We start from the raw sequence: 24,792 nt of genomic DNA, 5'->3' as shown, positions 1-24,792 counted from the left end.
ACCTGCCCAGGGGCCGCAGAGGCTCCAAAGTCAAGGGTGGACGAAGTCCATCGCGAAGCGACGCCGAAGGCGCCCTTGACTTTGGAGGGGCGGCCCCGTACGCAAGCGCCACCCCACCACCCGAACACCCTTTTCTGCGGTCTCTCGAACACCCATTTAGATGCTCGACACGGGAGCTGGCTACAAAGACTTTGGCGCGCAAGACGAAATGGCCGCCAGACCGTGCCGATTGCCCGCGCCCTCCGCCCTCCCGCGCCCGCCGCCCTCCCGCACCCTCCGCGTCCCTCCGCACTCCCGCACCCTCCCCACCCATCGAGGGCATGGGCATCAGCATGCGCCCCAGGGAAGGTGGTCGTGCTATAGGTCCATGGCGGATACCACGACTCGGGGCTGGGCGGCGTCGCTGCGGTCCACTGCGGCCTGGCGCTGGGTCGGGCCGCCTTCGGCTGGGCGCTCTCCGGCGTAGTAGCGGGGGTCGTGGAAGGACGCCGACCCGAAGCCGCAGCTCGGCCCGTCCAGCGGTGCCGGGTCCGTGTCCGCGTCGTCTTCCGTGCTGGACGTCGACAGGCCGGAGCGGTCGAGGAACAGGCGGAGGCCAGACGCGGTGGTCCGGAAGGACAGCCGGAGGCTGTACTCGCCGAAGAAGGGATGCAGGTCCGAGGAGAAACGGACGTCGGTCGCGTCCGGGGGGATGACGAGCCCGAAGTGCCCGGTCACCTCGGAGAGGGAGACATTGCTGCCGGGGCAGGCGCGCGGGTCCTTCACGTCTGGTCCCCTCGGGTCCCATGTGAGGACGAGCCGGACGGTGATCGCGCTCGCGATCAGGAGGACGGCGCCTGCCGCCCCGAGAGCGAGGCGTCCGCGGCGACGCAGGGCCATGGGCTCTCCTCGCTACTCGCCCCGGGAAGCCTACAAGCGGGGCGGCGGGGTGCGTTAGCTGTCGAAGCCCAGGCCGAGGGTGTCCATGGTGCGGAGCCACAGGTTGCGGCGGCCGCCGTTGCGGTCGGCGGCGGCCATGGAACGGCGGGTCAGTTCGATGCCGAGCCAGCGCAGCGGTTCGGGCGGGAACGGGACGGGCTTGGTGCGGACCATGGCGAGGCGGGTGCGCGGGGTGTCGAGGCCGTCGAGGCGGTCGAGGATGACCTGGGCGGCGAAGCGGGTGGCGCCGACGCCGAGGCCGGTGAAGCCGAGCGCGTAGGCGGCGCGGCCCTGCGCGGCGGTGCCGAAGAACGCGGAGAACCGGGTGCAGGTGTCGATGACGCCGCCCCAGGTGTGCGTGAACCGGACGCCTTCGAGCTGCGGGAACGTGCGGAAGAAGTTGCCGGCGAGGACGCGGAAGGTGTCGGGGCGCTGGTCGAGGTCCGCCGAGACGCGGGACCCGTAGTGGTAGACGGCGTCGTAGCCGCCCCAGAGGATCCGGTTGTCGGCGGTGAGCCGGTAGTAGTGGAACTGGCTGCCCGAGTCGGCCATGCCGTGCCGGTTGCGCCAGCCGACGGTGGCGAGCTGCGCGTCCGTCAGCGGTTCGGTGACCATCGCGTAGTCGTAGACGGGGACGACGTACGGGCGGACCCGGTGGACGAGGGAGGGGAACGCGTTGGTGGCGAGGGCGACGCGGCGGGCGACGACGCGGCCGTAGGCGGTGGTGACGACCATGCCCGCGCCGTGCGGGGCGAGGGACGTGGCGGGGGTGCGTTCGTAGATGCGGACGCCGAGCCGGACGCAGGCGTCGCGCAGTCCCCAGGCGAGCCGGGCCGGGTTGACGAGGGCGGTGCGGTCGCGGTCGAGGAGTCCGGCGAGGTAGGTGGGGGAGTCGACCTCGGCCCTGACCTGGGCGGTGTCGAGGAACTCGGGGGACAGGCCGTGGCGGCGCATGGCCTCGGCCTCCTCGCGCAGTTCGCGGACCTGGTGGGGGCGGGTGGCGACGTTGAGCTCGCCGGTGCGCTCCCAGTCGCAGTCGATGCCGTGCCGGCGGAGGGTGTCCTCGATCTCGTCGAGGTTGCGCAGGCCAAGCCGTTCGAGTTCGGCGAGCTCGGCGGGCCAGCGGGCGAGGCCGTTGCCGAAGCCGTGGGTGAGGCTGGACGAGCAGAACCCGCCGTTGCGTCCGGACGCGGCCCAGCCGGCCTCGCGGGCCTCGACGAGGACGACGTCGCGGCCGGGGTCGCGTTCCTTGGCGAGCAGGGCGGTCCAGAGGCCGCAGTAGCCGCCGCCGACGACGGCGAGATCGGCGTGCTCGTCGCCGGCGAGGGCGGGGAAGGCCGCGGGGCGCGCGGGGTCGTCGAGCCAGAAGGGGACGGGTTCGGCGTGGACGAGCGCGCGTGCGGGATCAGCGGCGGTGGCCTGCGACATGCCACTAATTTAGCGGCTTGCGGCGCAGATTTCACTAATCGAGTTGCGGCAACCTGGAGCGGCTACTGATTTAGTGGTCAGTGCGTGCCCCAGCGGTAGCTCTCCTTGCGGAGCTGGAGGTAGACGAACGTCTCGGTGCCCGCGACGCCGGGGATGGAGCGGATGCGGGACGCCAGCACCTCGGCGAGGTGCGCGTCGTCGTCGCAGACGATCTCGCAGAGGATGTCGAAGCCGCCCGCGCAGAGCACCACGTAGATCGTCTCCGGCATGTCCGACAGCGCGGACGCGACCGGTTCGAGGGGTCCGGAGACCCGCACCCCGACCATGGCCTGCCGGTGCCCGCCGACCAGCAGCGGGTCGGTGACCGCGACGATCTGGACGACGCCGGCCTCGGTCAGCCGCTGCACCCGCTGCCGGACGGCCGCCTCCGACAGGCCGACCACCTTGGCGATCGCCCCGTAGGAGCGCCGGCCGTCCTCCTGCAGCTGCTCGATGATCTGCCACGAGATGTCGTCGAGGTCCGGCCCGGCGGTGCTCTTCCTGCTCATGGCCCGCATCATCGCAGGCCGCCGCGCGGGCGGCGCACCGATCACCGCAATGCGGGACGTCATCGCCCGGACTGGGACGGATCAGGAGAAGGCGGGCGGGACGATGCGGGGCGCCCGGTCCTCGATCGCCTGCGCCGCGTCGAGGACGAGGTCCTCGGTGAACCGGCCGCCGATGAGCTGGACGCCGATCGGCAGCCCGTCCGCGACCGAAGCGGGCACCGACACGCCGGGGAACCCGAGGACGGGCAGGGCGGTCATCGGCCACTGCGCGTCGACGATGCTCCGGCCTCGCTCCGGGTCGAGGATGTCGGCGTCCTGCTCGAAGGGCGGTTCGGCGGAGACCGGGGTGAGCAGGAGCATGCCGGTGCCGAGCAGCTCCTGGAGCCGGGTGATCAGCGTGGCGCGGCGGGCCCAGCCGGTGACGTAGGCGGTGAGGCCGGGTTCCTCGCCCCACAGCCCGGCGGCGTGCTCGAACGCGTACCGCATGTGGACGCGGAGGGGCTCGTCGGCCATCTCCAGCATGCCGGGCAGCCCGGGGCGCAGGTCCTCGAACAGCAGCAGCGACCAGAGCCGCGCGGCCTCGGCGAGCAGCGGCAGCTCGATCTCCTCGACCTCGTAGCCGGCGTCCGCGAGCCACCGCGCCGCCTCGCTCACCGCCGCGTCGACGGACGGGTGCGGCTTGGCGATGCCGACGTCGCGGACGACCCCGACGCGGATCGGGCCGGCCGGGGGAGCGGCGGCGGGCAGGGCGGGGACGCCGAACGGGTCGCGCAGGTCGGCGCCCGCCATGGCGTGCAGGGCCAGCCGCGCGTCGGCGACGGTGCGGGCCATCGGTCCCTGCACGGCCCACGCCTGGACGGTGAGGGGCGGTTCGGGGCCGGTGTCCTCGGGGGCGATCCAGTTGGAGATCAGCCCGACGGTCGGGCGGACGCCGACGACGCCGCAGCAGCCGGCGGGGAAGCGGATCGAGCCGCCGATGTCGTTGCCCTGCGCGAGCGGCGTCATCCCGGCGGCGAGGGAGCTGGCGGCGCCGCCACTGGAGCCGCCCGGGGTGTGCCCGGCGCTCCACGGGTTGAGGGTGCGGCCGTGCGGCTCGTTCTCGGTGAACCAGCGGACGGAGAACGCGGGCGCGTTGCTGCGGCCGAGGAAGACGGCGCCGGCGGCGCGGAGCGCGGCGACGGACGCGTCGTCGTGCGTCGCCCGCATCCCGGCCATGGCGGCGACGCCGTGGCTCATCAGGGCGCCGCGCTGCGGCGTGTTGATCTTGGTGGAGGCGGGGACGCCGTGCAGCGGGCCGAGCTCCGCGCCGGCGGCGACGGCGGCGTCCGCGCGGCGCGCCTCGGCGAGGGTCTCCTCGGGGCGGACGTCGGCGAGCGCGTTCAGCTCGGGGTTCACCGCCTCGACCCTGGCCAGGCAGGACTCCGCCACCTCGACGGCCGAGACCCGCTGCTCGCGGATCAGCGCGGCGACCTCGGTCACCGGCAACTGCCACAGTTCCATGCCTGCTCCTCGGGCTCGTCGGGAGGTCGTGGGGCCGGAGCGCACCGGCGATGGCGAGGAGCGTACGTCATGCAACGCTGATGTACAACGGTGTTGTACGACGCATCCCGCGGCGTTACCCTGCGGGCATGCCGGTGGAGATCGATATCGACCAGCGCCTCGCGACCATCGCCGACGCCACCCTGGACATCGTGGCGGCGGACGGTCTCGACGGCGTGTCCATCAGGGCCGTCGCCAAGCGGATCGGCGGCTCGACGACCCTCGTCACCAACTACCTGCCCACCCGGGAGGCGCTGCTGCGCAACGCGATAGAGCACGCCATGCGGGACTGGGACGCCGAGCTGGACCAGGCCCTCGAAGGCACCCCCGCACCCGGGCGGCTGGCGGTCCTGGCCCGCTGGGCGTGCTCGACCACCGGCAACGACGAGGTGCTCCGCCGGCTGTTCCTGGAGATCCTCGGCCGCAGCGGCCGCGGGTCGGACGCGCTCCAGCTCATCCGCGACGACGCGCGCCACAACCTGGACGGGCTCGTCGACGCCGCGCGCGACGCGGGCGCGGACGACGCCGCGTTCGCCGCCGACGTCCTGCACCTGGTGTTCCGCGGCTTCTACGTCTCCAGCCTGGAGGCGCCCGAGCGCTGGAACAGCGAGCGGATGACCCCGCTGGTCGACCGGCTCGTCACGCTGCTGACCACCGGGCCCTGACGGGGAGCCGCGCATGGACCTGGAGGTGAACGCGCACGGCGCGGCGGGCCACGGGGGCGCCCGCCCAGCCTCCCGCGAGAACGCCCGCCCAGTCTCCCGCGAGTACGCGCGCCCGGCCTCCCGCTCAGCCGGCCGCCGTCGGCGGTGGCGGGGCGCGGTGCCCGGCCTCCAGGGCGGCGAGGAGCTGCGCGGCCAGGGCCTTCATGCCGGCCTGGCGGGTCGCGGGAAACGGCAGCGGCGCGAGGGTGGAGTGCCCGAACGCCATGCAGATCAGCGCGTAGGCGAGCTGCAGGCTCTCCGCCTGGCCGCAGCCCGGGACGGCGTCGCGGATCGTCCCGGCGATCTCGCGTTCGAGCCGGGCGTAGCTCTCGTAGATCCGGCCGCGGAGCCGGACGTCGTGCATCGCGCCGCTGATGAGCGCCTCGATGACGAGGTCGTCCTCGTTGCGCGCCATCTGCGGGCCGAACAGGTAGTCCACCAGCGCGGGCAGCCGCGCGGCCGGTTCCCGGTCGTTCAGCGCGTCCCGCATCGAGGCGAAGTACGGGGTGATGACGTGGTCCCACAGGGCGTCGATGAGCTCGTCGCGGTTGCCCACGTAGTGCCGGACGTGCGAGCGGCTCATCCCGGCCGCCGCGGCGATCCGCTCCTGCGTGCTACCCGCCAGGCCGTGCCGGGCGACTGACCGGGCGGCGGCCCGCAGGATCTGCTCGCGCCGCTCGGCGGCGAGGCTCGGCCGTCCCAACGGCCCTCCTTTTCGCCTTCGATAGTTCTGCTGAACGGAAGGATAATGCGCGCTTCAGGATAGCGCCCTGATCCTTCATAACGAGACCACGGGCATCCTCGGCCTGACCTTCCGCCGTTTTGTTTTGCGGTATTGACAATCAACTCCGAACGAACCACGCTGCGATTCCCCTCCCTCCCCGGTCCCGGCCCGTCCACCATCCGAAGGGTCCACCCCATGTCACGTTCACGCCTGGCCGCGATCACCGCGATCCTCGCCGGTTCCTGCACCCTCGCCGCGTGCGCGGACGGCGGCGGGTCCGCGGCGGCGGCCGCCCCGTCCCTCACCACGTCCGTCCCGGCCCCGGTCAAGGACGTCGACACCGTCACCTGGAACCTGCCGCCCGGCGAGCCGCCGACGCTCGACCCGGCGCAGTCCGCGATCGAGTCCGTCAGCACGCCGCTCGCGAACATGTGCGAGGGGCTGTTCAGCTTCGGCCCGAACTACGAGCGGGTGCCGGCCCTCGCCACGTCCGTCGACCATCCCGACGACCTCACCTACGTGATCCACCTGCGCGAGGGCGTGACGTTCTGGGACGGCAAGCCCGTCACGCCCGACGACGTCGTCTACAGCGTCAAGCGGATCCTCGACCCGAAGCTCGGCTCGTCCTGGATCGGCTGGGCGGAGCGGCTGCGGAGCATCGAGCCGACCGGCGCCCACGAGGTCACGATCAAGCTGAAGCAGCCGGACGTCCTCGTCCCGAACTTCTTCGCCACGCCCGCGTTCGACGTCGTGGAGAAGGCGTTCGCGGAGTCCGCCGGCAGGTCGTTCGGGACGGCCGGACACGGCGTGATGTGTACCGGCCCCTACAAGCTCGCGAGCTGGACGCAGGGCCAGAACATCACGCTCACCCGCAACGACGCGTGGTGGAACACGCAGGTGAAGCCGAAGGTGAAGAACCTCAAGTTCACCTTCATCACCGACCCGTCCGCGCAGACGGCCGCGCTCGACAGCGGCGACGTGGACGGCCAGTTCAGCGTCCCGCGCGCCGCGCACGTCCGGCTGAAGGACAAGGGGAACCTGCTGTTCGGGCAGAGCCTGTCGCCGACGTTCCTGTCCGTCCTGAACCAGAAGGGCGCGCTGTCGGACCCGGCGACGCGGCAGGCCGTGCAGGCGCTGATCGACTACAAGGGCATCATCAAGTCGGTCTACCAGGGCGCGGCGCAGCCGCTGCGGGCGCTGGTCCCGCCGGCGGCGTGGGGCTACGGCAAGGACGTCTACCAGCAGGCCTACGACGCGCTGCCGCAGCCCGCGCAGGACCTGGAGAAGGCGAAGAAGCTCGTCGCCGGGTCCGCGAAGGCCAAGCAGAAGATCGTGCTGGCGTACACGACGGCGATCGACGAGGAGTCGCGGACCGCCACGGCGATCGCCGACGCCGCCTCGCAGGCCGGGATGCACGTCCAGCTGAAGCCGCTGACCGCCGAGCAGTACGGCGCGATGTTCGCCTCGCCGCAGGCCCGCGCGGGCGTCGACCTGTTCCTGTCGAGCGGCTACCTCGACTTCCCCGAGCCGCTGACGTACTACCAGTTCTTCACGACCGGCAACTTCTACAACTTCGCCGGATACAGCAACAAGGAGTACGACACCGCGATCCGGACCGCGATCGCGACCGCCGACCCGTCGGCGCGCGCCCGCGAGGTCACGAAGGCGCAGGCGATCATGGCGCACGACCTGGTGAACATCCCGATCGCGACGCAGTACGTCAACGTCTACTACAAGGCGGGCCTGACCGGCCTCGTCCCGCGGCAGAACTACCTGTACGTGCCGTGGGCGACGACGCTCGGCGGCAAGGGATGACCGCCCGCGCGCTCGCGCCCTGGATCGGGAAGCGCGCGCTCGGCGCGGCCCTGACGGTCCTGGTCGCGTCGGTCCTCATCTACGGGGCGCTGCGGCTCGTCCCCGGCGACCCGGTGCTGGCGGTGACGTCCGGGCGCCGCCTCACCCCCGACCAGATCGACGCCCTCCGGCACGCCTACGGGCTCGACAAGGGGTTCGCGCAGGGATACCTCGCGTGGATCGGCGACGCCGTCCACCTGGACCTCGGCCGATCGCTCACCTACCAGACCAGCGTGACGTCGCTGATCGGGAGCCGGCTCGGCGTGTCCGGCCTGCTCATCGCGTACTCGGCGGTGCTCGCGATCGCCGTCGGGACGGGCGTGGCGCTGGTGTCGGCGGTCAAGGGCGGCCTCACCGACCGGATCGCGACCATCGCCGCGTCCCTGACCACGGCGACGCCGCCGTTCGTCGCGGCGATCGTCCTGCTGTCGGTGTTCGCGGTCGGGCTCGGCTGGTTCCCGTCCACCGGCGCGGGCACCGGCCTCACCGACCGGCTCTGGCACCTGACGCTGCCCGCCGTCGCGATGGCGATCGCCGCGTTCGGCGTCCTCGCCCGCGTCGGGAACGCCGCGTTCGCCGACGAGCTCGGCCGCGAGCACGTGGCCGCGGCGCGCAGCCGCGGCGTGGACGGCGCCCCGCTGATCCGCCGGCACGTCGTCCGCAACGCGCTCGGGCCGCTGCTCACCGTCATCGGGGTGCTGGTCGCGAGCCTGTTCGTCGGCACCGCCGTCATCGAGACCGCGTTCGGCCTGGACGGCGTCGGGTCGCTGCTCGTCACGTCGGTGTCGCGGCGGGACTTCCCGGTCGTGCAGGGCGTCTCGCTGCTCGGGGTGCTGCTGTTCGTCGCCGTGAACACGCTGGTCGACCTGGCGCTGCCGTTCATCGACCCGCGCGTCGCCGCGAGGGGGCCGCGCCGATGACCCTGACGATCCCCGCGCTGCGGGCGCGCGCCGCGAGACGGCGGCGCCGCCGCCCGCTCGGCGTCACGCTCGCGGTCGCGTTCCTGCTGGTCGCCGCCGTCACCGGCGCGCTCGCCCCGCTGCTCGCACCGCACTCCCCGAACGCCACGAGCCTGCTGGACTCGCTGGCGCCGCCCGGCACCGCCGGGCACCTGCTCGGCACCGACTCCACCGGACGCGACGTGCTGTCCCGGCTGATGTACGGGGCGCGGCTGTCGCTGCTCGCGCCGCTCGGCGTGGTGCTGCTGTCCGGGATCCTCGGCACCGCGGCCGGGCTGCTCGCCGCCCGCGCCGGCGGCTGGGTGGACGCCGTCCTGTCCCGCGCCATGGACATCGTGTTCTCGTTCCCGAGCCTGCTGCTCGCGATGCTGGTCGTCGCGGTGTTCGGGCCCGGGCTGACCGCCCCGATCTGCGCGCTGGCCGTCAGCTACACGCCGTTCCTCGGACGCGTCGTCCGGAGCGTCGCGCTGCAGGAGGGCGCCCGCCCGTACATGGAGAGCTACCGCGCCATGGGCTTCGGCGAGCTGTGGACGACCGTCCGGCACCTGCTGCCGAACATGACGCCGGTGCTGCTCGCCCAGAGCGCGCTGTCGTTCGGCTACGCGATGGTCGACCTCGCGTCGCTGTCCTACCTCGGGCTCGGCGTCCGCCCGCCCGCCGCCGACTGGGGCTCGATGATCAGCCAGGCGCAGAGCGCGATCCTGCAGGGCTCGCCGTGGAGCGGGCTGATCCCCGGCCTCGCCGTGCTGCTCACCGTCGTCAGCGTGAACGTGCTGGGCGAGCACATCGGCGGGTCCATCGCGAGGAGAGGGGAGGGGACGTGACCGTGCAGGACAAGAAGACGGCGGCGGACACCGCGACTCGCGCGGACGCGCTCGGCATCGCCGGGCTCGGCCTCGCCATCGGCTCGGGGGAGGACGCGGTGCCGCTGCTGGACGGCGTCACCGTCCGGGTCGGGCGCGGCGAGACGGTCGGCCTGGTCGGCGAGTCGGGGTCCGGGAAGTCGCTGACGGCCCGCTCCGCGCTCGGCATGTTCCCGCGCGGCGCGCGCGCCACCGGGTCGGTGACCGTCGGCGGCGTCGACGTGCTCGCCGCCGGCCGCGCCGCGCTGCGCGACCTGCGCCGCACCCGGGCGTCGATGATCTTCCAGGACCCGCGCGCCGCGATCAACCCGGTGCGCCGCGTCGGCGACTACCTCACCGAGGGGCTGCGGGCCCGCGGCGTGCCGTCGCGCGAGGCCGCCGCCACGGCGCTCGACCTGCTGGAACAGGTCGGCATCCGGGACCCGCGCGGCGCGCTGCGGCGCCACCCGCACGAGTTCTCCGGCGGCATGCTGCAGCGCGTCGTCATCGCCGGCGCGCTGTCCACCGGGCCGGAGCTGCTGCTCGCCGACGAGCCCACGACCGCGCTCGACGTCACCACGCAGGCCGAGGTCATCGGGCTGCTCAAGGGGATGCAGCGCACCCGCGGCACCGGGATGCTGTTCGTCACCCACGACCTCGACCTCGCCGCCGCGATCTGCGACCGCGTCTACGTCATGTACGCGGGACGGATCGTCGAGGAGGCCGCCGGCACCGCGCTGTTCTCCGCGCCCGCGCACCCGTACACGAAGGCGCTGCTGGAGGCGAGCCCGTCCGTGCACGGCGACCGGACCGAGATCCGGGCGATCCGGGGGCGGCCCCGCTCGCTCGCCGAGGCGCCGTCCGGGTGCGCGTTCCGCGACCGCTGCCCGCTCGCCGACGACGACTGCGCCGTCGCCGTGCCCGCCGTCCGCGCGCACGGGACGTCCGCCGTCGCGTGCGTCCGCCCCGAGGAGGTGACGCGATGACGTCCGAGCCCGTTCTGGCCGTGTCGTCGCTGGTCAAGAGGTTCGGCGACGTCACCGCCGTGGACGGCGTCGGCTTCGAGCTGATGCCCGGCGCGTCCCTCGGGATCGTCGGCGAGTCCGGCTCCGGCAAGACGACCACCGCGCGGATCCTCGCCGGCCTCGACGCGCCGACGTCCGGGACCGTGCTGCTCGACGGCGAGCCCGTCACCGGGCGGTCCCGGCGCGCCCGGCTCCGCCGCGCCCGCCTCCTCCAGATGATCTTCCAGGATCCGTACGGGTCGTTCGACCCGCGGCAGAGCATCGCCGCGTCCATCGCCGAGCCGATGCGGCTGCACCTGCCCGGCACCGCCGCGGACCGGCGGGCCCGCGTCGCCGAGCTGCTCGACCAGGTCGGGCTCAGCGAGCGCGCCGGCGCGTCGCTGCCCCGCGACCTGTCCGGCGGGCAGCGGCAGCGCGCCGCGATCGCCCGCGCGCTCGGCATCCGGCCGCGCGTCCTCGTCCTGGACGAGGCGGTCGCCGCGCTCGACGTGTCCATCCAGGCGCAGATCCTCACGCTGCTGGACGGGCTGCGCCGCGACACCGGCATCGCCTACGTCTTCGTGTCCCACGACCTCGCCGTCGTCCGGCACATCACCGACACGGCCGTCGTGATGCGGCACGGCCGCATCGTCGAGCGCGGCGACACCGAGCGGATCCTGCGCGAACCGCGGCACCCCTACACCCGCCTCCTGCTCGACTCGATTCCCGTGCCCGGCTGGGACCTCGACCGCGTGGCCCGCGACCGCCGCGCCCTCGACCCGTCCAGCTGAGGCGCCCCCTCACCCCCTTCCGGAGAACACGTGCTGAACATCGAACGGGTCGGCCCCGCCGCCGTGCCCGCCGACGCCGACCAGGCCATGGTCCCGATGCGGGACGGCGTCCGGCTGGCCGCCGACGTCTACCGCGCCGCGTCCCCGTCGCCGGGGCCGGCCGTCCTGATCCGGCTCCCGTACGACAAGGACGGCGCCTACTGCTTCATGCCGCTGATCGGCCGCTACTTCGCGGCGCGCGGCTACACCGCCGTCGTGCAGGACGTCCGGGGCAAGTACCGGTCCGAGGGCGCCACCGAGTTCGCCGTCCACGAGGTCGACGACGGCTACGACACCGTTCAATGGGTCACGGAACAGCCCTGGTGCAATGGCGATGTCGTCATGTGGGGCGATTCCTATTACGGCTTCACCGCGATCGCCGGCGCCATCGGCGGCCATCCCGCCCTCCGGGCGATCGCGCCGCGCGTCACCGGTTCGCAGCTGTCCACCGTCCTGGATTACGGCGACGGCACCCGCGACGTCGAGCAGACCAGCCGGAAAATGTACTTCGCCACCCACTACGTGGACGCCGGCCGCTACGAATGGGAGCCCGACTGGACGCGCCGCCCGCTCCGCGCGCCCTTCGACGACTTCTTCGACCGGATCGGGAAGCGCTCCGCGAACTTCGACGCGGAGTTCTCCGGCGAGTCCCGGTTCGTCCCGCCGCCCGTGAAGGCGCTGGTCGAGAGCCGTCCGGTTCCCGCGCTCTACACGATCGGCTGGTTCGACAACTGCGCCATCTGGTCCTGGCATGACGTCCGGGCGCTGTCGCGCGACCCCGGATGGGCCTCCCACCTGCGGCTGCGGCTGGAGGCCATCGACCACGAGAACTACCGCCTCCGCGACGCGCCCGTCGCCCCGTCCGACGACCACGCCGCCGACGCCGGCGCGCTGCGGCGGATGCTGCCCGGCTACCTCGACCCCGCGATCGAGTTCTTCGACGCCGTCCTCAACGGCTCCGCCGACGAAGTGCCCCGCGTCGCCTACGAGATCTGCCACGGCGAATGGCGGGAAAGCGAGACCTGGCCACCGCGCGAGGCCCCCGAATTCGAGTACTTCCTGGCGCCGGAAGGGCTCGCGGTCGAACCGCCGTCCGAGGCGAGCACCCTCGCATGGACGCACGACCCGTCCGATCCGGTCCCGTCCCAGGGCGCGAACCCTTTCGCCGCCCTTTTCGACCGGTCCGATCTGAGCGCCGTCGGCGACCGCGAAGACGTGCTCCGCTTCACCGGCCCCGCCTGCGCCGAGGACACCGACCTCATGGGCGCCGTGACGGTGACGCTGAACCTCGACGCACCGGCCGGCGCGCACGTCCACGCCCGCCTGCTCGACACCGGGCCCGGCGGCGCCGCGTTCCTCATCGCCAAGGGCCAGCTGCGCCTCGACGCGCCGCGCGCCGCCGCCGTCCTCGACCTCCAGCACATCGCCTACCGGCTCCGCGCCGGCCACCGCCTCGCCCTCGACGTCATGAGCGGCGACTTCCCCGAATACGTCCCGGAGGCCCCCGCCGGCGCCGACCCGTGGACGTCCCCGCCCGGCGGCCCGGTGACCCGCCGCCTCACGCTCGGCGGCCCCGGCCCGTCGCGGCTGCGCGTCGGCCCCGCCCGCGGGTGACCGCGCGTCGGCCCCGCCCGCGGGTGACGGCCGGGCCGGTCAGGCGAACGTGACGGCCGGGCCGGTCAGGCGTACGAGCCCTCGCCGAGGAACACCTCGATGAGGTCCTGGACGTCGTGGCCGGCCTCGGCCGGATGCCGGAACGGCCGGTCGGCGTTGATCGTGTAGGTGTTGCGGCGGCCGACGCGGGTCCGGACGAGGTACCCCGCCTCCTCCAGATCCGTGATGATCAGCTGCGCCGCCCGCTCGGTGATCCCGATCCGGTCCGCGACGTCCCGGACGCGCAGCTCGGGGTCCCGGGCGATGCAGATCAGGACGCGGGCGTGGTTGGTCAGGAACGTCCACGGCTTCCTGCTCCGCCGTGCTTCCGCGGTCTCCATGGTGCCGGCCACTCCGCCATGATACGACGAACCTTTGCCGAATTATTTTTCCGGTAACATCTTTGGCGTAAGCTCTGTCAGCCGTCGAGGTCGTCGTCCCGTGAGGAGGGTGCTCCGCCATGCTCGCGCAGCCCGCCACGTCGCAGGTCACACCGGACACGGGGGCCGGTGAGGCCGGCCGCCCCGCCCTCGCCGTCGAGACCGCCACCCGCGAGGGCACGACGATACTGACAATGCGCGGACGGCTGGTCGCCGACACCGCCGTGACCGCCGAGGCGCGGATCCTGACCACGGCCGTGCTCTCCGCGCGCCCCCTGAAGCTGGTGCTCGACCTCACCGAGGTCGACGCGATCGACCAGCACGGCACCGGCCTGCTCACCAAGACCCGCTTCACGGTCCGCGCCGCCGGCGGCGCCCTGCGGCTCGTCGCCCCGCCGGGCGGCGCCGTCCACCCCGCGCTCAACCGGTACCTGCGCCGGATCACCGTGCCGCGGCTGGACGACGTCCCCGCCGCGTTCGGCGCGCAGGGGCCGAGCGGCACCCGCTGAGCCCGCGCCGGCGACCGCGGGCGGCGTGCGGGCTCCAGAGGGGGGAGCCCGCACGCGGCCTTCAGTTGCTGGTGTGCCTTCAGTTGTTGGTGTGCAGGTCGGTGTTGAGGGCGATCGTCCCGCCCTTCCGGGGCAGCGCCTCCACGGCGCCCGTGCCGGAGTTGCGGCGCAGCAGCAGCCCGGAACGGCCGGACAGCTCCGCCGCCTTCACCGAACTCCCGTCCGGCAGGGCCACCTTGGTGCCCGCCGTCACGTACAGGCCCGCCTCCACGACGCAGTCGTCGCCCAGCGAGATGCCGATGCCGGAGTTCGCGCCCAGCAGGCAGCGCTCCCCGACCGAGATGACCTGCTTGCCGCCGCCCGACAGCGTCCCCATGATCGACGCGCCGCCGCCCACGTCGGAGTCCGCGCCGACGACCACGCCCGCCGACACCCGGCCCTCGATCATGGACGCGCCGAGCGTCCCCGCGTTGAAGTTCACGAACCCCTCGTGCATCACCGTGGTGCCCGCCGCCAGGTGCGCGCCCAGCCGCACCCGCGACGCGTCGGCGATCCGCACCCCGGACGGCACCACGTAGTCGGTCATCCGCGGGAACTTGTCGACCCCGTCCACCGTGACCTGGCCCCGCGCCCGCAGCGCCGTCCGGACCCGCTCGAAGCCGTCCACCGCGCACGGCCCGGCGCTCGTCCACACCACCGTCGCGAGCAGGCCGAAGATCCCCTCCAGGTTCACCCGGTGCGGCGTGACGAGCCGCGCCGACAGCAGGTGCAGCCGCAGGTACACGTCGTGCGCGTCCACCGGCGGGTCGGCGAGGCTGCCGATCTCCGTCCGGACCGCGACGGTCTCGACCCGCCGCGCCGCGTCCGGCCCGACCGCGACGTCCTCGCCGAACACCTTGCGCGCCTCGGCGGCGTCCAGCCGCCGCGTCCCCTTGCCGGTGTCCCCGGCGAGCCGCGGCTCGGGGAACCAGGTGTCGAGCACCGTCCCGTCGTCCGCGACCGTGGCGATCCCGTCGCCGACCGCTCCGTCTGTCACAAATCCCGTTCCGACCATGCCGAACACGGTAACGGCCCCGCCGCGCCGGCGGCATCGCGGGCGACCCCGGCCGGGCCGCCGGCCGTCCGGTGGAGGTCCCCGGCCGGGTGATCGCGAGGTTAACGGGGCGGCAATGATCGCGTAACGCGATCGCGCCGGTGGCTGCGGTCCCATGCGAGGGCAAACCTCACAAACCCCTTCTGACGTCGTGTAACGCACCCGTTGCACGATGTTTCGGGGTCTGTCCTCGAAAGGCACTGCATGCGCGTGCACAGACGCGGCCGGCGAGCGGCCGTGGCGATGACGGCCCTCGCGGCGGCCGTCCTGTCCGTCTCCCCGGCGAACGCCGCACCGAACCCCCCGCCCTGGACGGTCGAGTCCGTCCAGGGCGGGCATCGCCTGACCCTCCGGCTGGACGCGCCGCTGCCCGTCCGCGACGCCGTCCCCGAACTGGCCGTGGACGGGAAGTCGCTCGGCCCGGCGCAGGAGTCCCCCGACGGCAGGACCCTGACCCTCGTCACCGCCGCCCCCGAGGCCGCCGACCCGTCGTCGGTCGAGGTCGCCTGGAACGGCGAGGTGCCGTCGGCCGCGGCGCCGAAGTCGGCCAAGGCCGCACCGGCGCCGGCTCCGTCCGTCAAGGGCGGGAAGCTTCCGGTCGACCCGGCCGATCCGGGCCCGTACAGCGTCAAAGTGACCGGCTACGACCTCGGTGACACCGCGATGGAGCTGTCCGGCCTCGGCGGCCGCAAGGCCGAGATCCGCGCGGAGGCGTACCTGCCGGACAAGCGGGGCAAAGGGCCGCTCGTGCTGTTCCTGCACGGACGCCACTCGGCCTGCTACGACCCGGTCGCCTGGACGACGTCGAACTCCCAGTGGCCCTGCCCCGCCGGGCAGAAGCCGATCGACAGCTACAAGGGGTACCAGGAGCCCGCGAAGGTCCTGGCCAGCCACGGGTACACCGTCGTGTCGATCAGCGCGAACGGCGTCAACGCGGCCGACAATCCCTACAGCGACGATCGCGGCGCGCTCGCCCGCGGCGAGCTCGTGATGCGCCACCTGGACCTGCTCGCCCAGGGCACCAAGGGCAAGGGCCCGCTCGGCGCGATCTTCGACGACCGGCTCGACATGAACGACATCGGGCTGATGGGGCACTCGCGCGGCGGTGAGGGCGTGGTCAAGGCCGCCCTGCTCAACGACGGCCGCGACCACCCCTACGGCATCAAGGCGGTACTGCCGCTCGCGCCCACCGACTTCGCGCGGGCGACGCTGCCGAACGTCCCGATGGCGGTGCTGCTGCCGTACTGCGACGGCGACGTCTCCAACCAGCAGGGACAGCACTTCTACGACGACACGCTGTACGCCGACGCCGGCGACCGCTCGTTCCGCGCCGCCCAGCTGGTCATGGGCGCCGACCACAACTTCTTCAACACCGAGTGGACGCCGGGGACGGCGCATTTCCCGGCGGGCGACGACTGGTCCAACAACGCCGACCCGGTCTGCGGGAACACCGCGCCCACCCGGCTGTCGGCCGCCGAGCAGTACAAGGTCGGCACGGCCTACATCGCCGGGTTCTTCCGGCTCGTCCAGGGCGGCGAGGACGCGTTCCTCCCGCTGTTCGACGGCAGCGGCGGCACGGCCGCCTCGGCGGGCCGCGCGGTCGTGCACACCGTCGCCCAGGCTCCGGCGAAGGAACGTTCCGACGTCGCCGCGTTCACGACGCTGCCGGGCTCGGTCACCGTGGGCGGCGCGGCCGCCGGCGCGATCTGCGCGAGCATGTTGGATCGCTCCATCCAGAGCGGCCTGCCGTCCTGCGCGACCCGGCTCACCACCTCGCAGGCGCCCTCGTGGACACCGGCGACCTACGCGCCCAACGTGCCGGCCACCCCGGTCCTGCACTTCACCTGGACGGACCCGACCGGGAACGTCACGGCCGCCGTCCCCGCCAAGTCCGCGAACGTCAAGCGGTACGACGCGCTGACGTTCCGCGCCGCGCTGGACGAGTCCACCACCGCGGCGGACCTGACCGTCACCGTCGCGGACGACAAGGGCGGCAGCGCGAGCGTCCGGCTGTCGGACGTGAGCGACGCGCTCACCCCGTTCCCCGGCACCGTCTCGCCGCTGCCCAAGACCTGGTTGCGGACGGTGCGGATCCCGCTGTCCGCGCTGAAGGGCGTCAAGCTGTCCTCGGTCGCCTCCGTCCGCCTCTCCGCGGCGAGCGGCACCGGCGGCGTGTACCTCGCCGACCTGGCCTTCACCAGCGCCGGCACCGGCAAGGCCGACGCGTCGGCGCTGCGCGCAGGTGTCGGTGCGGGACCTGACCGTCCCCGAGGGCGACGGCCCGGGCACCGCGACGATGACGCTCGCACTGTCGCGGAAGAGCACCGTGCCGGTGACGGTGAACGTCCAGTCGATCACCAGCGGCGCGGCGCCCGTCATCGCGCAGGTCGCGCGGCGGGTCGTCGTCCCCGCGGGGGCGACGTCGGCGTCCTTCGAGGTGCCGCTGGCCGGTGACACGGCCGTCGCGGCGGCCGCCCAGTCCTATCAGGTGGTCGCGTCCGCACCCGAGAACGCCGAGATCGGCGACGGTTTCGCCCGCCTCGTCGTCACCGACGACGACGCGGCCTGACCCTCGCGCGCGCCGGGGCCGTGCCGTGACCGAGCGTCGGATGCGCTCCTCACCTCGCACGGCCCCGGCCGCCTCGCGCCCGCGGCACCCCCTGACCACGACACCCGCGCGAGGCCGACCTCTTGAACGCGTGGGGTCGTAGCCGTCGTCAGCTGGTCTTCGCGGGGAGGTGGATTCGCAGGACGGCCGACTGGGAGTTCGCGGTGCTGCACTTGGTCTCGGTGGACGGGCAGGTGTCGGCGGCGAGGTACAGGTAGCCGTTCGCGGTGGAGAGCGCTTCGGCTCCGGCGGTGACGGCGGACAGGTCGCCGTTCCTGCCGACTTGGTAGATGGTCTCCTGAGCGTTGCGCAGCGAGTCGCGGAAGTCGCGCTCGGACTTGGTGAGGTCGCCGCTCCACCGGAATTTCGCGGAGATCCCGTTCGTGCCGTTGCCGGGCCGGGGGTCGCCGGCGCCGTAATAGAGGTCGCCGGTGGCCCGGTTCACGGTGATGCTCGACGCGTGCCTTGCGTCACCGGTGCCCGGGGCGTCGACATATCCGTTGATCGCCTTGCCGAACGGCTTGAAGGGCGAGTCCGGACGCTTGAGGGAGGCCGTGTCGCGGGCCGCGACGACGGGATAGATCCGTTCTGTCGCAGTGGCGATTCTCAGGATGCCGCGACCGGTGTGCATGTACAGGTTTCCGGCGTTCCACGCCAGCGGCGCGTTCCCGTCCTCGGGAATGTATGTGTCTTCGGCGGGGGCGCCGGTCTTGGGGTCGAGGAGATTCGGATCCCGCTTCGGGACTTGTTGCGTGGAGCGCAGCGGAGTGCCCGCGATTCGGGTCGTCTGGCCTGAACGCAGGCGGTGGACGAGGAGCGAATTGCGCTGGTTCTGATGGTCGCTGTAGAACACGGTCCCGTCGTCGGCGACCGCCACTCCGTTCACCGACAAAGGAGGGACGCGCTCTGGGGGCGTCCTGTCCTTAAGGGGGAGCTCGCGCGCCGTCGCGACGACCCTGGTCGCCTGCCCGTCCCGGGTGACCTTCCACAGGCCCTCTCCGTCGAGGGCCAGATAGAGACTGCCGTCCGGCGCGGCGGCCGCCTGAACCGCCTGGCTCAACGCGCCGGCGCCGAAACGGTCCAGGGCCGGGACGCGCACCCGCTTGACTGCTCCGCCGGGATCGGCCGTCCAGAGCTCGTAACCCTGCGAGTCGCGGGTGAACAGGGCGATGTTCCCGCGCTGGTCGGTGGTCATGCTCTGCAGTTCCCCGGACACTTTTCGCTGGGGCCCGCTGCCGCTGTCAGCGGTGCCCGCTCCCAGCACGAATTCGACCGACGCGCTATCGGAGGAGCCGCGGACCGCGAAACCGACGACGACGGCCGCCACGACGATGACCGGGACGAGCGTCGCGAGAATCCATCGGCGGCGCGTCAGGATGGGAATCTGAATGACCGGCCTCCCGCCGCATCGTTCGCCTTCCCGGCCGGGCGGCGCGGAAGTGACGAAAGCGGCGGCATCCTACCGGCCGATCTCGCGGCACCGGAAGGGAGCGGGCCACGAGCCCCCGGCCTGCGCGTGGGGGCCCGTGGCCGTCTTCGGGGCGGGAAGGGCTAGCCGGTCAGGCCGAGCAGGGCGTTCAGCTGCGCGATCAGCGCGGGGAGCCCGGCGATGTCGCCGACGCCGTTGAGCAGGCCGGCGATCGCGCACAGCAGGTTGCCGAGCAGGTTGCCCGGGCCGGAGATCGCGGTGATGTCCAGGACGACCCGGTCGAGGTGCACCTTCAGGCCGAGCAGGTTGAGGTCCAGCGGGCCGAGCGTCAGGTGCAGGATCGGGCACGTCGCGGCGGGCAGCGCGACCGGCACGGACACCGGGGTCGCGTCGACCGTGCCGGTGGTGGCACCGGACGCGTTACGCAGCGTCCCGCTGAGCGTCCCGTTCAGGTTGAGCTGTCGGCCCTCGGACGTGAAGGCCGTCGGGACCAGCGTCCCGGTGAACGTCGACCCGTCGTCAGCGGTCCCGGTGACGGGGATGCGGTCGAGCGGCGCCGGTGCCGCCTGCTGGCGGGCCGAGGCCGGTGCGATGGCGAGCGCCAGGGCCGTCACCAGCGCGATCGCGATGGCGGACAGCTGAAAGGCAGTCCTTTTCATGGACGCATTCCTCCTTTTCGTGATTGCGTCTCACGTGAAGAGGGTGCCTGCCTTACCCGTGCTCGATCCTGGTAACCGCCGAGAAGAAGCGGTAGAGTGATCATCTGTATTCATGCCTGGTAGGCGCACTCGCGCCTCCCGACAATTGACCGCTTCGGGTCAATGTCCGCCACCGTGTAAACGTCTCGCGCGGTACAGGAGTCGTTGGACGAATTCCAGTGAAAACCTGCCGCTTCACTTGACCTGCACGAATGAATCCACGAGCGACCCGCCACCCCTACGCTGCTCCCCCGGCGCTTGGCTCGGGTCAGGGCGGCGGCGGGTTGCCCAGACCGGCGTCGCGGGCTTTGGCGACGGCTGCGGCGCGGTCGGTGACGCGCAGTTTGGTAAAGATGTTGGAGACGTTGTTGCGGACGGTCTTCTCCGACAGCGTGAGTCGGCGGGCTATGGCGTTGTTGCCAGTGCCCGCTGCCATGAGGGTGAGGATCTCCAGTTCGCGGGGTGTCAGGTCGGGGAAGGCGGACGGCGGGGACGGGGCGGCGAAGAAGTGCGCCATCCGGCCGGCGATGGCGGAGCCGAAGATGGCCTCGCCGTCGGCGACGACCCGGATGGCGCGCAGGATCTCCTTGGGGCCCGAGCCCTTGAGCACGTAGCCGCGTGCTCCGGCGCGCAGGGCGGCGAACAGGGAGGCGTCCTCGTCGACCATCGTGAGGATGAGGATCGCGGTGCCCGGTGCTTCCCGAAGGATCCGCCGCGTGGCCTGCACACCGTCGGCGCCGGGCATCCGCAGGTCCATGACGACGACGTCGGGGCGCTGCTCCAGGGTCACCGCGACGGCCTCGTCACCGGTCGTGGCCTGGCCCGCGAGCTCGGTGCCGGCGGTGTCCTCGATGAGGGAGCGCAGACCCTCGAGCACGAGCGGGTGGTCGTCGGCGACCACGACGCGGATCATGCCGGCTCCGCGAGCGGCAGCACGGCGTGCACGATGGTGCCGGTCGGGTCGCGGCGCGTCACCGTGCAGGTGCCGCCGAGCTCGGTGGCTCGGCGCCGCATCGAGGTGATGCCGACGCCGGCCCGGAAGCCGTCGGGCAGCCCGCCGCCGTCGTCGCGGACCACCACCTCCAGGCCGGGCGGCCGGAACGCCACCTCCACCTCGACGCGCGCGCCGGGGGCGTGCCGGGAGGCGTTGGTCAGCGCTTCCACCGCGATCCGGTAGGCGGCGACCTCGACGGCCGCGGGCAGCGCGGGCAGCGCGGCGGGTACCAGGACCGAGACGCCGCCGAGCTGCGCGGCGTGCGACCGGACGGCCTCGGTGAGGCCCAGCTCGTCCAGCACGGCGGGCCGCAGGTCGTAGACGATCCGGCGGATCTCGGCGATGACGTTCTCGGTCTCGGCGCGCAGCCGGGCCAGCAGGCCGGTCGCAGTGCCGGCCGGGAGGGACCGGCAGGCGGTGTCGATGCCGAGCGCGATCCCGGTGAGGGACGCGCCGAGCCCGTCGTGCAGGTCGTGGCGGAGCCGCCGCCGCTCCTCCTCGCGGGCGCCGACGAGCCGTTCACGCGAGGTGCGCAGCTCGGCGGCGAGTGACAGCGCGCGCACCGTGACCGCGACCTGCCGGGCGAGCTGTCCGAGCAACTCCCGCTCGGCCGTGCCGAACCGTTCGGCCGGGTCGCGGGTCTCCAGCACCAGCATCCCCACCGCCTCCCCGCTCCGGCCGGCGGCCGCCTTCCCGGCTGCGCCGACCGGAGCGTCGCCGCCCGGTTCGGCGAGCGGCAGCGGCAGCGGCAGCGACTCACGGTGCCCGCTGCCCGTCACCCCGTGCGCGCCGACAGCGACGCCCTCCACTTCGATCGCGACGTAGGGCAGGCGCAGGACCTCGGCGATGGTGCGGGCGGCGGCCGGCAGGACGTCGGCGGGTTCGGCGGCGGCGTGCAGCCGGTCGCCCAGTCGCCCGACGACCGCGGCGGGTTCGTCGCGCAGCCCGTACACGAGCTGGCTGGCGCGGCGTTGCAGCAGGTCGCGCAGGGGCAGGACGGTCAGCGCCGCGCCGGCGGTGGCGAGCGCGCCGGGGAGCCGCCCGCCGGCCAGCGCGCCGAGGGCGGTGGCCAGGACGAGGTAGACGGCGACGACCCCGGCGGTGAGCAGCCCGTAGATCAGGGCGCGATGCATCACCCGGCGCAGGTCGAACAGGCCGTACCGGACGATCCCGACCCAGGCGGCGGCGCCGAGGACCAGCGCGGCGGTGTTCTCCAGCGCGCTGACCACCACCGTGTCACCACCGCTCATCCCCACGGCCACGCAGACCAGTTGCGACGCCGCGATGGCGTAGCCGGCGCCCGCCACCAGCCGCAGCGCCCGGCCCGCCGGATCCGGGGCCCGCCGGGCGCGGCGCATCAGGGCGGTGGAGGTGGCGAGAGCGACCGGGCCGAGCAGCAGGATGGCGAGCACCCCGCCCTCGGCGGCCTGCCCCGCCGCGCCGGGGAGCCCGGTCGGGTTGTCCTGGTCCGGGTAGTCGATCATCGTCGGTGAGAACAGCGCCCAGCAGGCGATCGCGGCGAGCTCGGTGCCGCACGCCGCGGCTAGGACCCGTCGCCGCCGGGACGGGCCGCCGAGCCGCCCGTCCGGGAACAGCAGCAGGCCGAAGGTGGCCGCCAGCGGGACGCCCGCCAGCGCCGCGAACGTGTTCACCGTGGCCAGCAAGGCCGGGGCGGGGATGGCGCCGTCCCCGTGGTCGTAGGCGGCGGCGACGGCGATCTGCAACGCCATGTTCAGCGGCAGGCACACGCCGGCCGCCAGGAGGATCCAGCTCACCGCGTTGCGCGGTCGGGAGCGGACCACCGCCGCGCCGACCGGCGCCACGGGCAGGCAGACCACCGCGGTCACCGCGAACAGCACCGGCAGCGCGTCCGGGGTACGGGCCGCCAGCAGCACCGCGAGGACTGCGGAGGCGGCGGCCAGGACGACGGCGGCGTCCGCGGTGACCCGCAGCGGGCGGCTCATGGCAGCGATTGTCGGCCATGGCGGGCCGGGTCGCCAGAGGGGCGTCCGTCGCCGCCCCCGCGGGCGACGGCGCCCTCCGGCCGGCTGCGGCCGGCCGGAGGTCCCAGCGGTCCCGGTGGTCACGGCCGTGCGGTGGCGGGCTCGGCCAGCGGCCGCCCGGCCGGGTCGGCCGGCGCCGCGTCCCAGTCCCCGTCGGCCAGCCGGACGATGGCGGCCGCGCAGATCACGAACCCGGCCAGCATCGTCACGCTCGCCACGTCGTCCACGGCGGGCGAGCCGACGATGTGCGACGCCAGGTGGATCAGCGGAGTGATCCCGACGAGCAGCCCCGCGGACCGGGGGACGGCGCGGGACCGCCACAGCGCGGCGCCGAGCAGCACGCCGCCGACGATGTGGCCGAGCACGAAGACCAGGGTGAAGACGCCGATCAGTGCGTCGCCCTCGATCGCGTCGACGAGCGCCGCCGTCCCCGGCCCGGGGTTGCGCGCCGCCTCGTACAGCACGGCGTCCAGTGGCAGGAGCCCGACCACGCCCGCCAACCACCCCGCGCCGGCGATCCAGCCGCCGGCCAGCGCCAGCCGCGGCGCGCCCCGCCGCGCCAGCCGAGCGACGGCGAGCATCGCCGGCACGACCAGCAGGGTCAGCACGTCCAGCGCGAGCGCCGCCCGCATCGCGCCCTGGTGGGCGACGACCTTCGCCACCTGGTCCGCCACGCTCTGGCCGTCGGTGTCGCCGACCGGGTTGACGAATCCGGCGGCGAGCAATACCGCCGGTGCGATCACCAGCGTGCCGGCGGCCCCGTACCGCGCGAGTGTCCTGATGTCCATGACCCGTTCCTTTCATGGTGGACGGTCACCCGAAGAGTGGACGCGGACACGTCCCGGGACACAGAGCCGCCGGTCCCGGCGCTCAGGGAAGAAGCCCGGCACGCCGGGGGTGCCGCAGTACACGGACCGGGCTCGTACCGGACGCCGGTCGACGACGAGAAAGCTCCTGGTAGGTCGAGATCTGCGACGATCTCGACCTACCAGGAGCTCCGATGCTGTTCAGTCGCGCTGCCCTCGATCTGTCTCGCTCGGCCCGCGACCGCGCACCGCTCCGTCACCGAGGTGATCGAGCTGCTCGCCGACCTGGCCACCGACCGACTGTGGGGTGCCACGCCGCGGGCGATCGCCTGCTACGCCGACAAGGGGTATGTGGGAGCGGGCGGCGCGATCGCTACTCTCTCCGCCACCAGGACCGATGAGGATGGAATGAGCTCAGTGGACGTTGGCGCGGGCTATCTCGGAGAACAGCGCGTCGGTCATGGCGACCACCTTGGGCTGGAAGTGCCCCTCGGCGCAGACTAGGCCCTTGACGTTCTCGTGCGGGGCGAGCGTCGTCGCGGCGATCTCTCCGTCGTATTCACCGAGGGCCGAGCCGGGGTCGTGCTTCGTGTTGCCGGTGTCGGTGATCGAGAAGTACAGCGGGTTGACGTCGACGTCGTCCCCGGACTGGTTGGTCACCGTGACCCGGACGCAGCTGAGCGGAGTGCCGGTGTTGAGGACGCTGTCTTGAGCCTGGGCCCGCTTGGCGTCCAGCTTGACCGGCCCGGGCTTGACCACGACCGCGCCCGCCGCGCCGTGCGGCTGCGCCTGTGCGGGGGCGGCCTGGGACGTCCACGCCGATGCGAACACCAGGGCCAGAATGGTCAGTATTCCGAGAAGTAGGGCTGACTTCCTCAATGTGCTCTCCTTTCAGAGCCGCCTTCACCGCAGAAAGAATCCAGACGATGCACGGCGCGGTGCATCTGCGTCCGGTTCTGGCGGGCCGCTACTTCCGGAAGACGCGGAACATGAGGTACGTCAGCGCGAGAATGATGTCCACGGCGACCCAGAGACCGATTATGAGCCCTACTCCGATCGTCGTCCCGGCGTCGCAGGCGTTCTGCTGCCCAGCTGGGCAGTCGCCACCGGAGTTCGCTCCCGTGATGATCCAGACCAGGAATATGATCTGCACCCCCAGGAAGACCCAGGGGAATACGCGGTGCCGGCGTTTGGGAGGCTCGACCTCCGCCCGCTCCCGTTCCTTCGTCTTCGTCATGTCTCCCCCTACATGCGCCTAGTCTCAGGGCA

At 73.0% G+C, this 24,792-nt stretch carries 24 protein-coding genes; 10 read left to right on the top strand and 14 right to left on the bottom strand.

The annotated features are described in order from the left end of the window. Nucleotides 1–357: 357 nt before the first annotated feature. The 4 genes from F9B16_RS22495 to F9B16_RS22480 all read right to left on the bottom strand — a co-directional run bounded on the left by F9B16_RS22495 (nucleotide 358) and on the right by F9B16_RS22480 (nucleotide 4,394). Nucleotides 358–879, bottom strand: coding sequence for a hypothetical protein (locus F9B16_RS22495; RefSeq protein ID WP_151542084.1), 522 nt, complete (start codon nucleotides 877–879; stop codon nucleotides 358–360). A 54-nt stretch (nucleotides 880–933) separates the two neighbouring features. After that, entirely contained in the window at nucleotides 934–2,346 is a 1,413-nt protein-coding gene (locus F9B16_RS22490) for an NAD(P)/FAD-dependent oxidoreductase (RefSeq protein WP_151542083.1), read from the bottom strand. 77 nt (nucleotides 2,347–2,423) lie between these two features. Next, nucleotides 2,424–2,894, bottom strand: coding sequence for an Lrp/AsnC family transcriptional regulator (locus tag F9B16_RS22485; RefSeq protein WP_225991853.1), 471 nt, complete (start codon nucleotides 2,892–2,894; stop codon nucleotides 2,424–2,426). Between the two features lie 81 nt (nucleotides 2,895–2,975). Further along, a complete protein-coding gene (locus tag F9B16_RS22480; RefSeq protein ID WP_151542082.1) occupies nucleotides 2,976–4,394 on the bottom strand; it encodes an amidase in 1,419 nt (472 codons plus the stop codon). Between the two features lie 128 nt (nucleotides 4,395–4,522). On the opposite strand from F9B16_RS22480, the gene F9B16_RS22475 reads away from it, so the two are divergent. After that, nucleotides 4,523–5,098, top strand: a complete 576-nt coding sequence (locus tag F9B16_RS22475; RefSeq protein WP_151542081.1) for a TetR/AcrR family transcriptional regulator — start codon at nucleotides 4,523–4,525, stop codon at nucleotides 5,096–5,098. Nucleotides 5,099–5,222: 124 nt separating this feature from the next. On the opposite strand, the gene F9B16_RS22470 is transcribed toward F9B16_RS22475, so the two are convergent. After that, nucleotides 5,223–5,840: a TetR/AcrR family transcriptional regulator gene (locus tag F9B16_RS22470; RefSeq protein ID WP_151542080.1), complete on the bottom strand. Its 618-nt coding sequence runs from the start codon at nucleotides 5,838–5,840 to the stop codon at nucleotides 5,223–5,225. 216 nt (nucleotides 5,841–6,056) lie between these two features. On the opposite strand from F9B16_RS22470, the gene F9B16_RS22465 reads away from it, so the two are divergent. The 6 genes from F9B16_RS22465 to F9B16_RS22440 are packed head-to-tail and all read left to right on the top strand — an operon-like array spanning nucleotide 6,057 to nucleotide 12,964. After that, nucleotides 6,057–7,676: an ABC transporter substrate-binding protein gene (locus F9B16_RS22465; RefSeq protein ID WP_151542079.1), complete on the top strand. Its 1,620-nt coding sequence runs from the start codon at nucleotides 6,057–6,059 to the stop codon at nucleotides 7,674–7,676. Beyond that, entirely contained in the window at nucleotides 7,646–8,635 is a 990-nt protein-coding gene (locus F9B16_RS22460; protein ID WP_151542078.1) for an ABC transporter permease, read from the top strand. The genes F9B16_RS22465 and F9B16_RS22460 overlap by 31 nt, the downstream gene beginning before the upstream one ends. Continuing rightward, complete coding sequence (locus F9B16_RS22455) at nucleotides 8,632–9,498, top strand: ABC transporter permease (protein ID WP_151542077.1); 867 nt, start codon at nucleotides 8,632–8,634, stop codon at nucleotides 9,496–9,498. Before F9B16_RS22460 ends, F9B16_RS22455 begins: the two co-directional genes overlap by 4 nt. After that, nucleotides 9,495–10,502, top strand: a complete 1,008-nt coding sequence (locus F9B16_RS22450) for an ABC transporter ATP-binding protein (protein WP_225991852.1) — start codon at nucleotides 9,495–9,497, stop codon at nucleotides 10,500–10,502. The genes F9B16_RS22455 and F9B16_RS22450 overlap by 4 nt, the downstream gene beginning before the upstream one ends. Continuing rightward, nucleotides 10,499–11,311, top strand: coding sequence for an ABC transporter ATP-binding protein (locus F9B16_RS22445; RefSeq protein WP_151542076.1), 813 nt, complete (start codon nucleotides 10,499–10,501; stop codon nucleotides 11,309–11,311). The genes F9B16_RS22450 and F9B16_RS22445 overlap by 4 nt, the downstream gene beginning before the upstream one ends. A gap of 30 nt (nucleotides 11,312–11,341) precedes the next feature. Continuing rightward, the gene (locus F9B16_RS22440) at nucleotides 11,342–12,964 is read left to right on the top strand and encodes a CocE/NonD family hydrolase (RefSeq protein ID WP_151542075.1); all 1,623 of its coding nucleotides are present in this window, start codon (nucleotides 11,342–11,344) and stop codon (nucleotides 12,962–12,964) included. 65 nt (nucleotides 12,965–13,029) lie between these two features. Here the strand turns inward: F9B16_RS22440 and F9B16_RS22435 are convergent, their stop codons facing one another. Beyond that, nucleotides 13,030–13,356: a helix-turn-helix transcriptional regulator gene (locus tag F9B16_RS22435; RefSeq protein WP_225991851.1), complete on the bottom strand. Its 327-nt coding sequence runs from the start codon at nucleotides 13,354–13,356 to the stop codon at nucleotides 13,030–13,032. 107 nt (nucleotides 13,357–13,463) lie between these two features. Between F9B16_RS22435 and F9B16_RS22430 the strand changes: the two genes are divergently transcribed. After that, nucleotides 13,464–13,892, top strand: coding sequence for an STAS domain-containing protein (locus tag F9B16_RS22430; protein WP_151542074.1), 429 nt, complete (start codon nucleotides 13,464–13,466; stop codon nucleotides 13,890–13,892). A 79-nt stretch (nucleotides 13,893–13,971) separates the two neighbouring features. On the opposite strand, the gene dapD is transcribed toward F9B16_RS22430, so the two are convergent. Continuing rightward, nucleotides 13,972–14,928 carry a 2,3,4,5-tetrahydropyridine-2,6-dicarboxylate N-succinyltransferase gene (gene dapD / locus F9B16_RS22425; RefSeq protein WP_264159760.1) on the bottom strand — a complete coding sequence of 319 codons (957 nt, stop codon included), beginning with the start codon at nucleotides 14,926–14,928 and terminating at the stop codon, nucleotides 13,972–13,974. A gap of 300 nt (nucleotides 14,929–15,228) precedes the next feature. Here dapD and F9B16_RS51060 point away from each other — a divergent pair, with 300 nt between their 5' ends. Together F9B16_RS51060 and F9B16_RS53640 are read left to right on the top strand one after the other, a co-directional pair. Continuing rightward, nucleotides 15,229–17,439 (top strand): poly(ethylene terephthalate) hydrolase family protein, encoded by a 2,211-nt coding sequence (locus F9B16_RS51060; RefSeq protein ID WP_449699098.1) that lies wholly within the window; start codon nucleotides 15,229–15,231, stop codon nucleotides 17,437–17,439. After that, the gene (locus F9B16_RS53640) at nucleotides 17,423–17,554 is read left to right on the top strand and encodes a hypothetical protein (RefSeq protein ID WP_264159759.1); all 132 of its coding nucleotides are present in this window, start codon (nucleotides 17,423–17,425) and stop codon (nucleotides 17,552–17,554) included. The genes F9B16_RS51060 and F9B16_RS53640 overlap by 17 nt, the downstream gene beginning before the upstream one ends. A 148-nt stretch (nucleotides 17,555–17,702) precedes the next feature. On the opposite strand, the gene F9B16_RS22415 is transcribed toward F9B16_RS53640, so the two are convergent. From F9B16_RS22415 to F9B16_RS22385, 7 genes are all read right to left on the bottom strand, one after another. Then, nucleotides 17,703–18,920 (bottom strand): SMP-30/gluconolactonase/LRE family protein, encoded by a 1,218-nt coding sequence (locus F9B16_RS22415; protein WP_151542071.1) that lies wholly within the window; start codon nucleotides 18,918–18,920, stop codon nucleotides 17,703–17,705. Nucleotides 18,921–19,144: 224 nt separating this feature from the next. Continuing rightward, nucleotides 19,145–19,681, bottom strand: coding sequence for a hypothetical protein (locus tag F9B16_RS22410; RefSeq protein ID WP_151542070.1), 537 nt, complete (start codon nucleotides 19,679–19,681; stop codon nucleotides 19,145–19,147). Nucleotides 19,682–19,988: 307 nt separating this feature from the next. After that, the gene (locus F9B16_RS22405) at nucleotides 19,989–20,633 is read right to left on the bottom strand and encodes a response regulator (protein WP_151542069.1); all 645 of its coding nucleotides are present in this window, start codon (nucleotides 20,631–20,633) and stop codon (nucleotides 19,989–19,991) included. Then, nucleotides 20,630–22,678: a sensor histidine kinase gene (locus F9B16_RS22400; RefSeq protein WP_151542068.1), complete on the bottom strand. Its 2,049-nt coding sequence runs from the start codon at nucleotides 22,676–22,678 to the stop codon at nucleotides 20,630–20,632. The genes F9B16_RS22405 and F9B16_RS22400 overlap by 4 nt, the downstream gene beginning before the upstream one ends. A gap of 119 nt (nucleotides 22,679–22,797) precedes the next feature. Beyond that, nucleotides 22,798–23,505, bottom strand: coding sequence for a DUF4386 family protein (locus F9B16_RS22395; protein WP_151542067.1), 708 nt, complete (start codon nucleotides 23,503–23,505; stop codon nucleotides 22,798–22,800). Nucleotides 23,506–23,937: 432 nt separating this feature from the next. After that, nucleotides 23,938–24,354, bottom strand: a complete 417-nt coding sequence (locus F9B16_RS22390; RefSeq protein ID WP_192808931.1) for a DUF4352 domain-containing protein — start codon at nucleotides 24,352–24,354, stop codon at nucleotides 23,938–23,940. A gap of 136 nt (nucleotides 24,355–24,490) precedes the next feature. Next, entirely contained in the window at nucleotides 24,491–24,760 is a 270-nt protein-coding gene (locus tag F9B16_RS22385) for a hypothetical protein (RefSeq protein ID WP_151542065.1), read from the bottom strand. Between the last annotated feature and the right edge of the window lie 32 nt (nucleotides 24,761–24,792).

This window comes from Actinomadura montaniterrae, from assembly GCF_008923365.1.
In the GTDB taxonomy this organism is placed as follows: domain Bacteria; phylum Actinomycetota; class Actinomycetes; order Streptosporangiales; family Streptosporangiaceae; genus Spirillospora; species Spirillospora montaniterrae.
The sequence above is the reverse complement of the archived record's forward strand: the minus strand, read 5'-3'. Positions and strand labels throughout refer to the sequence as shown.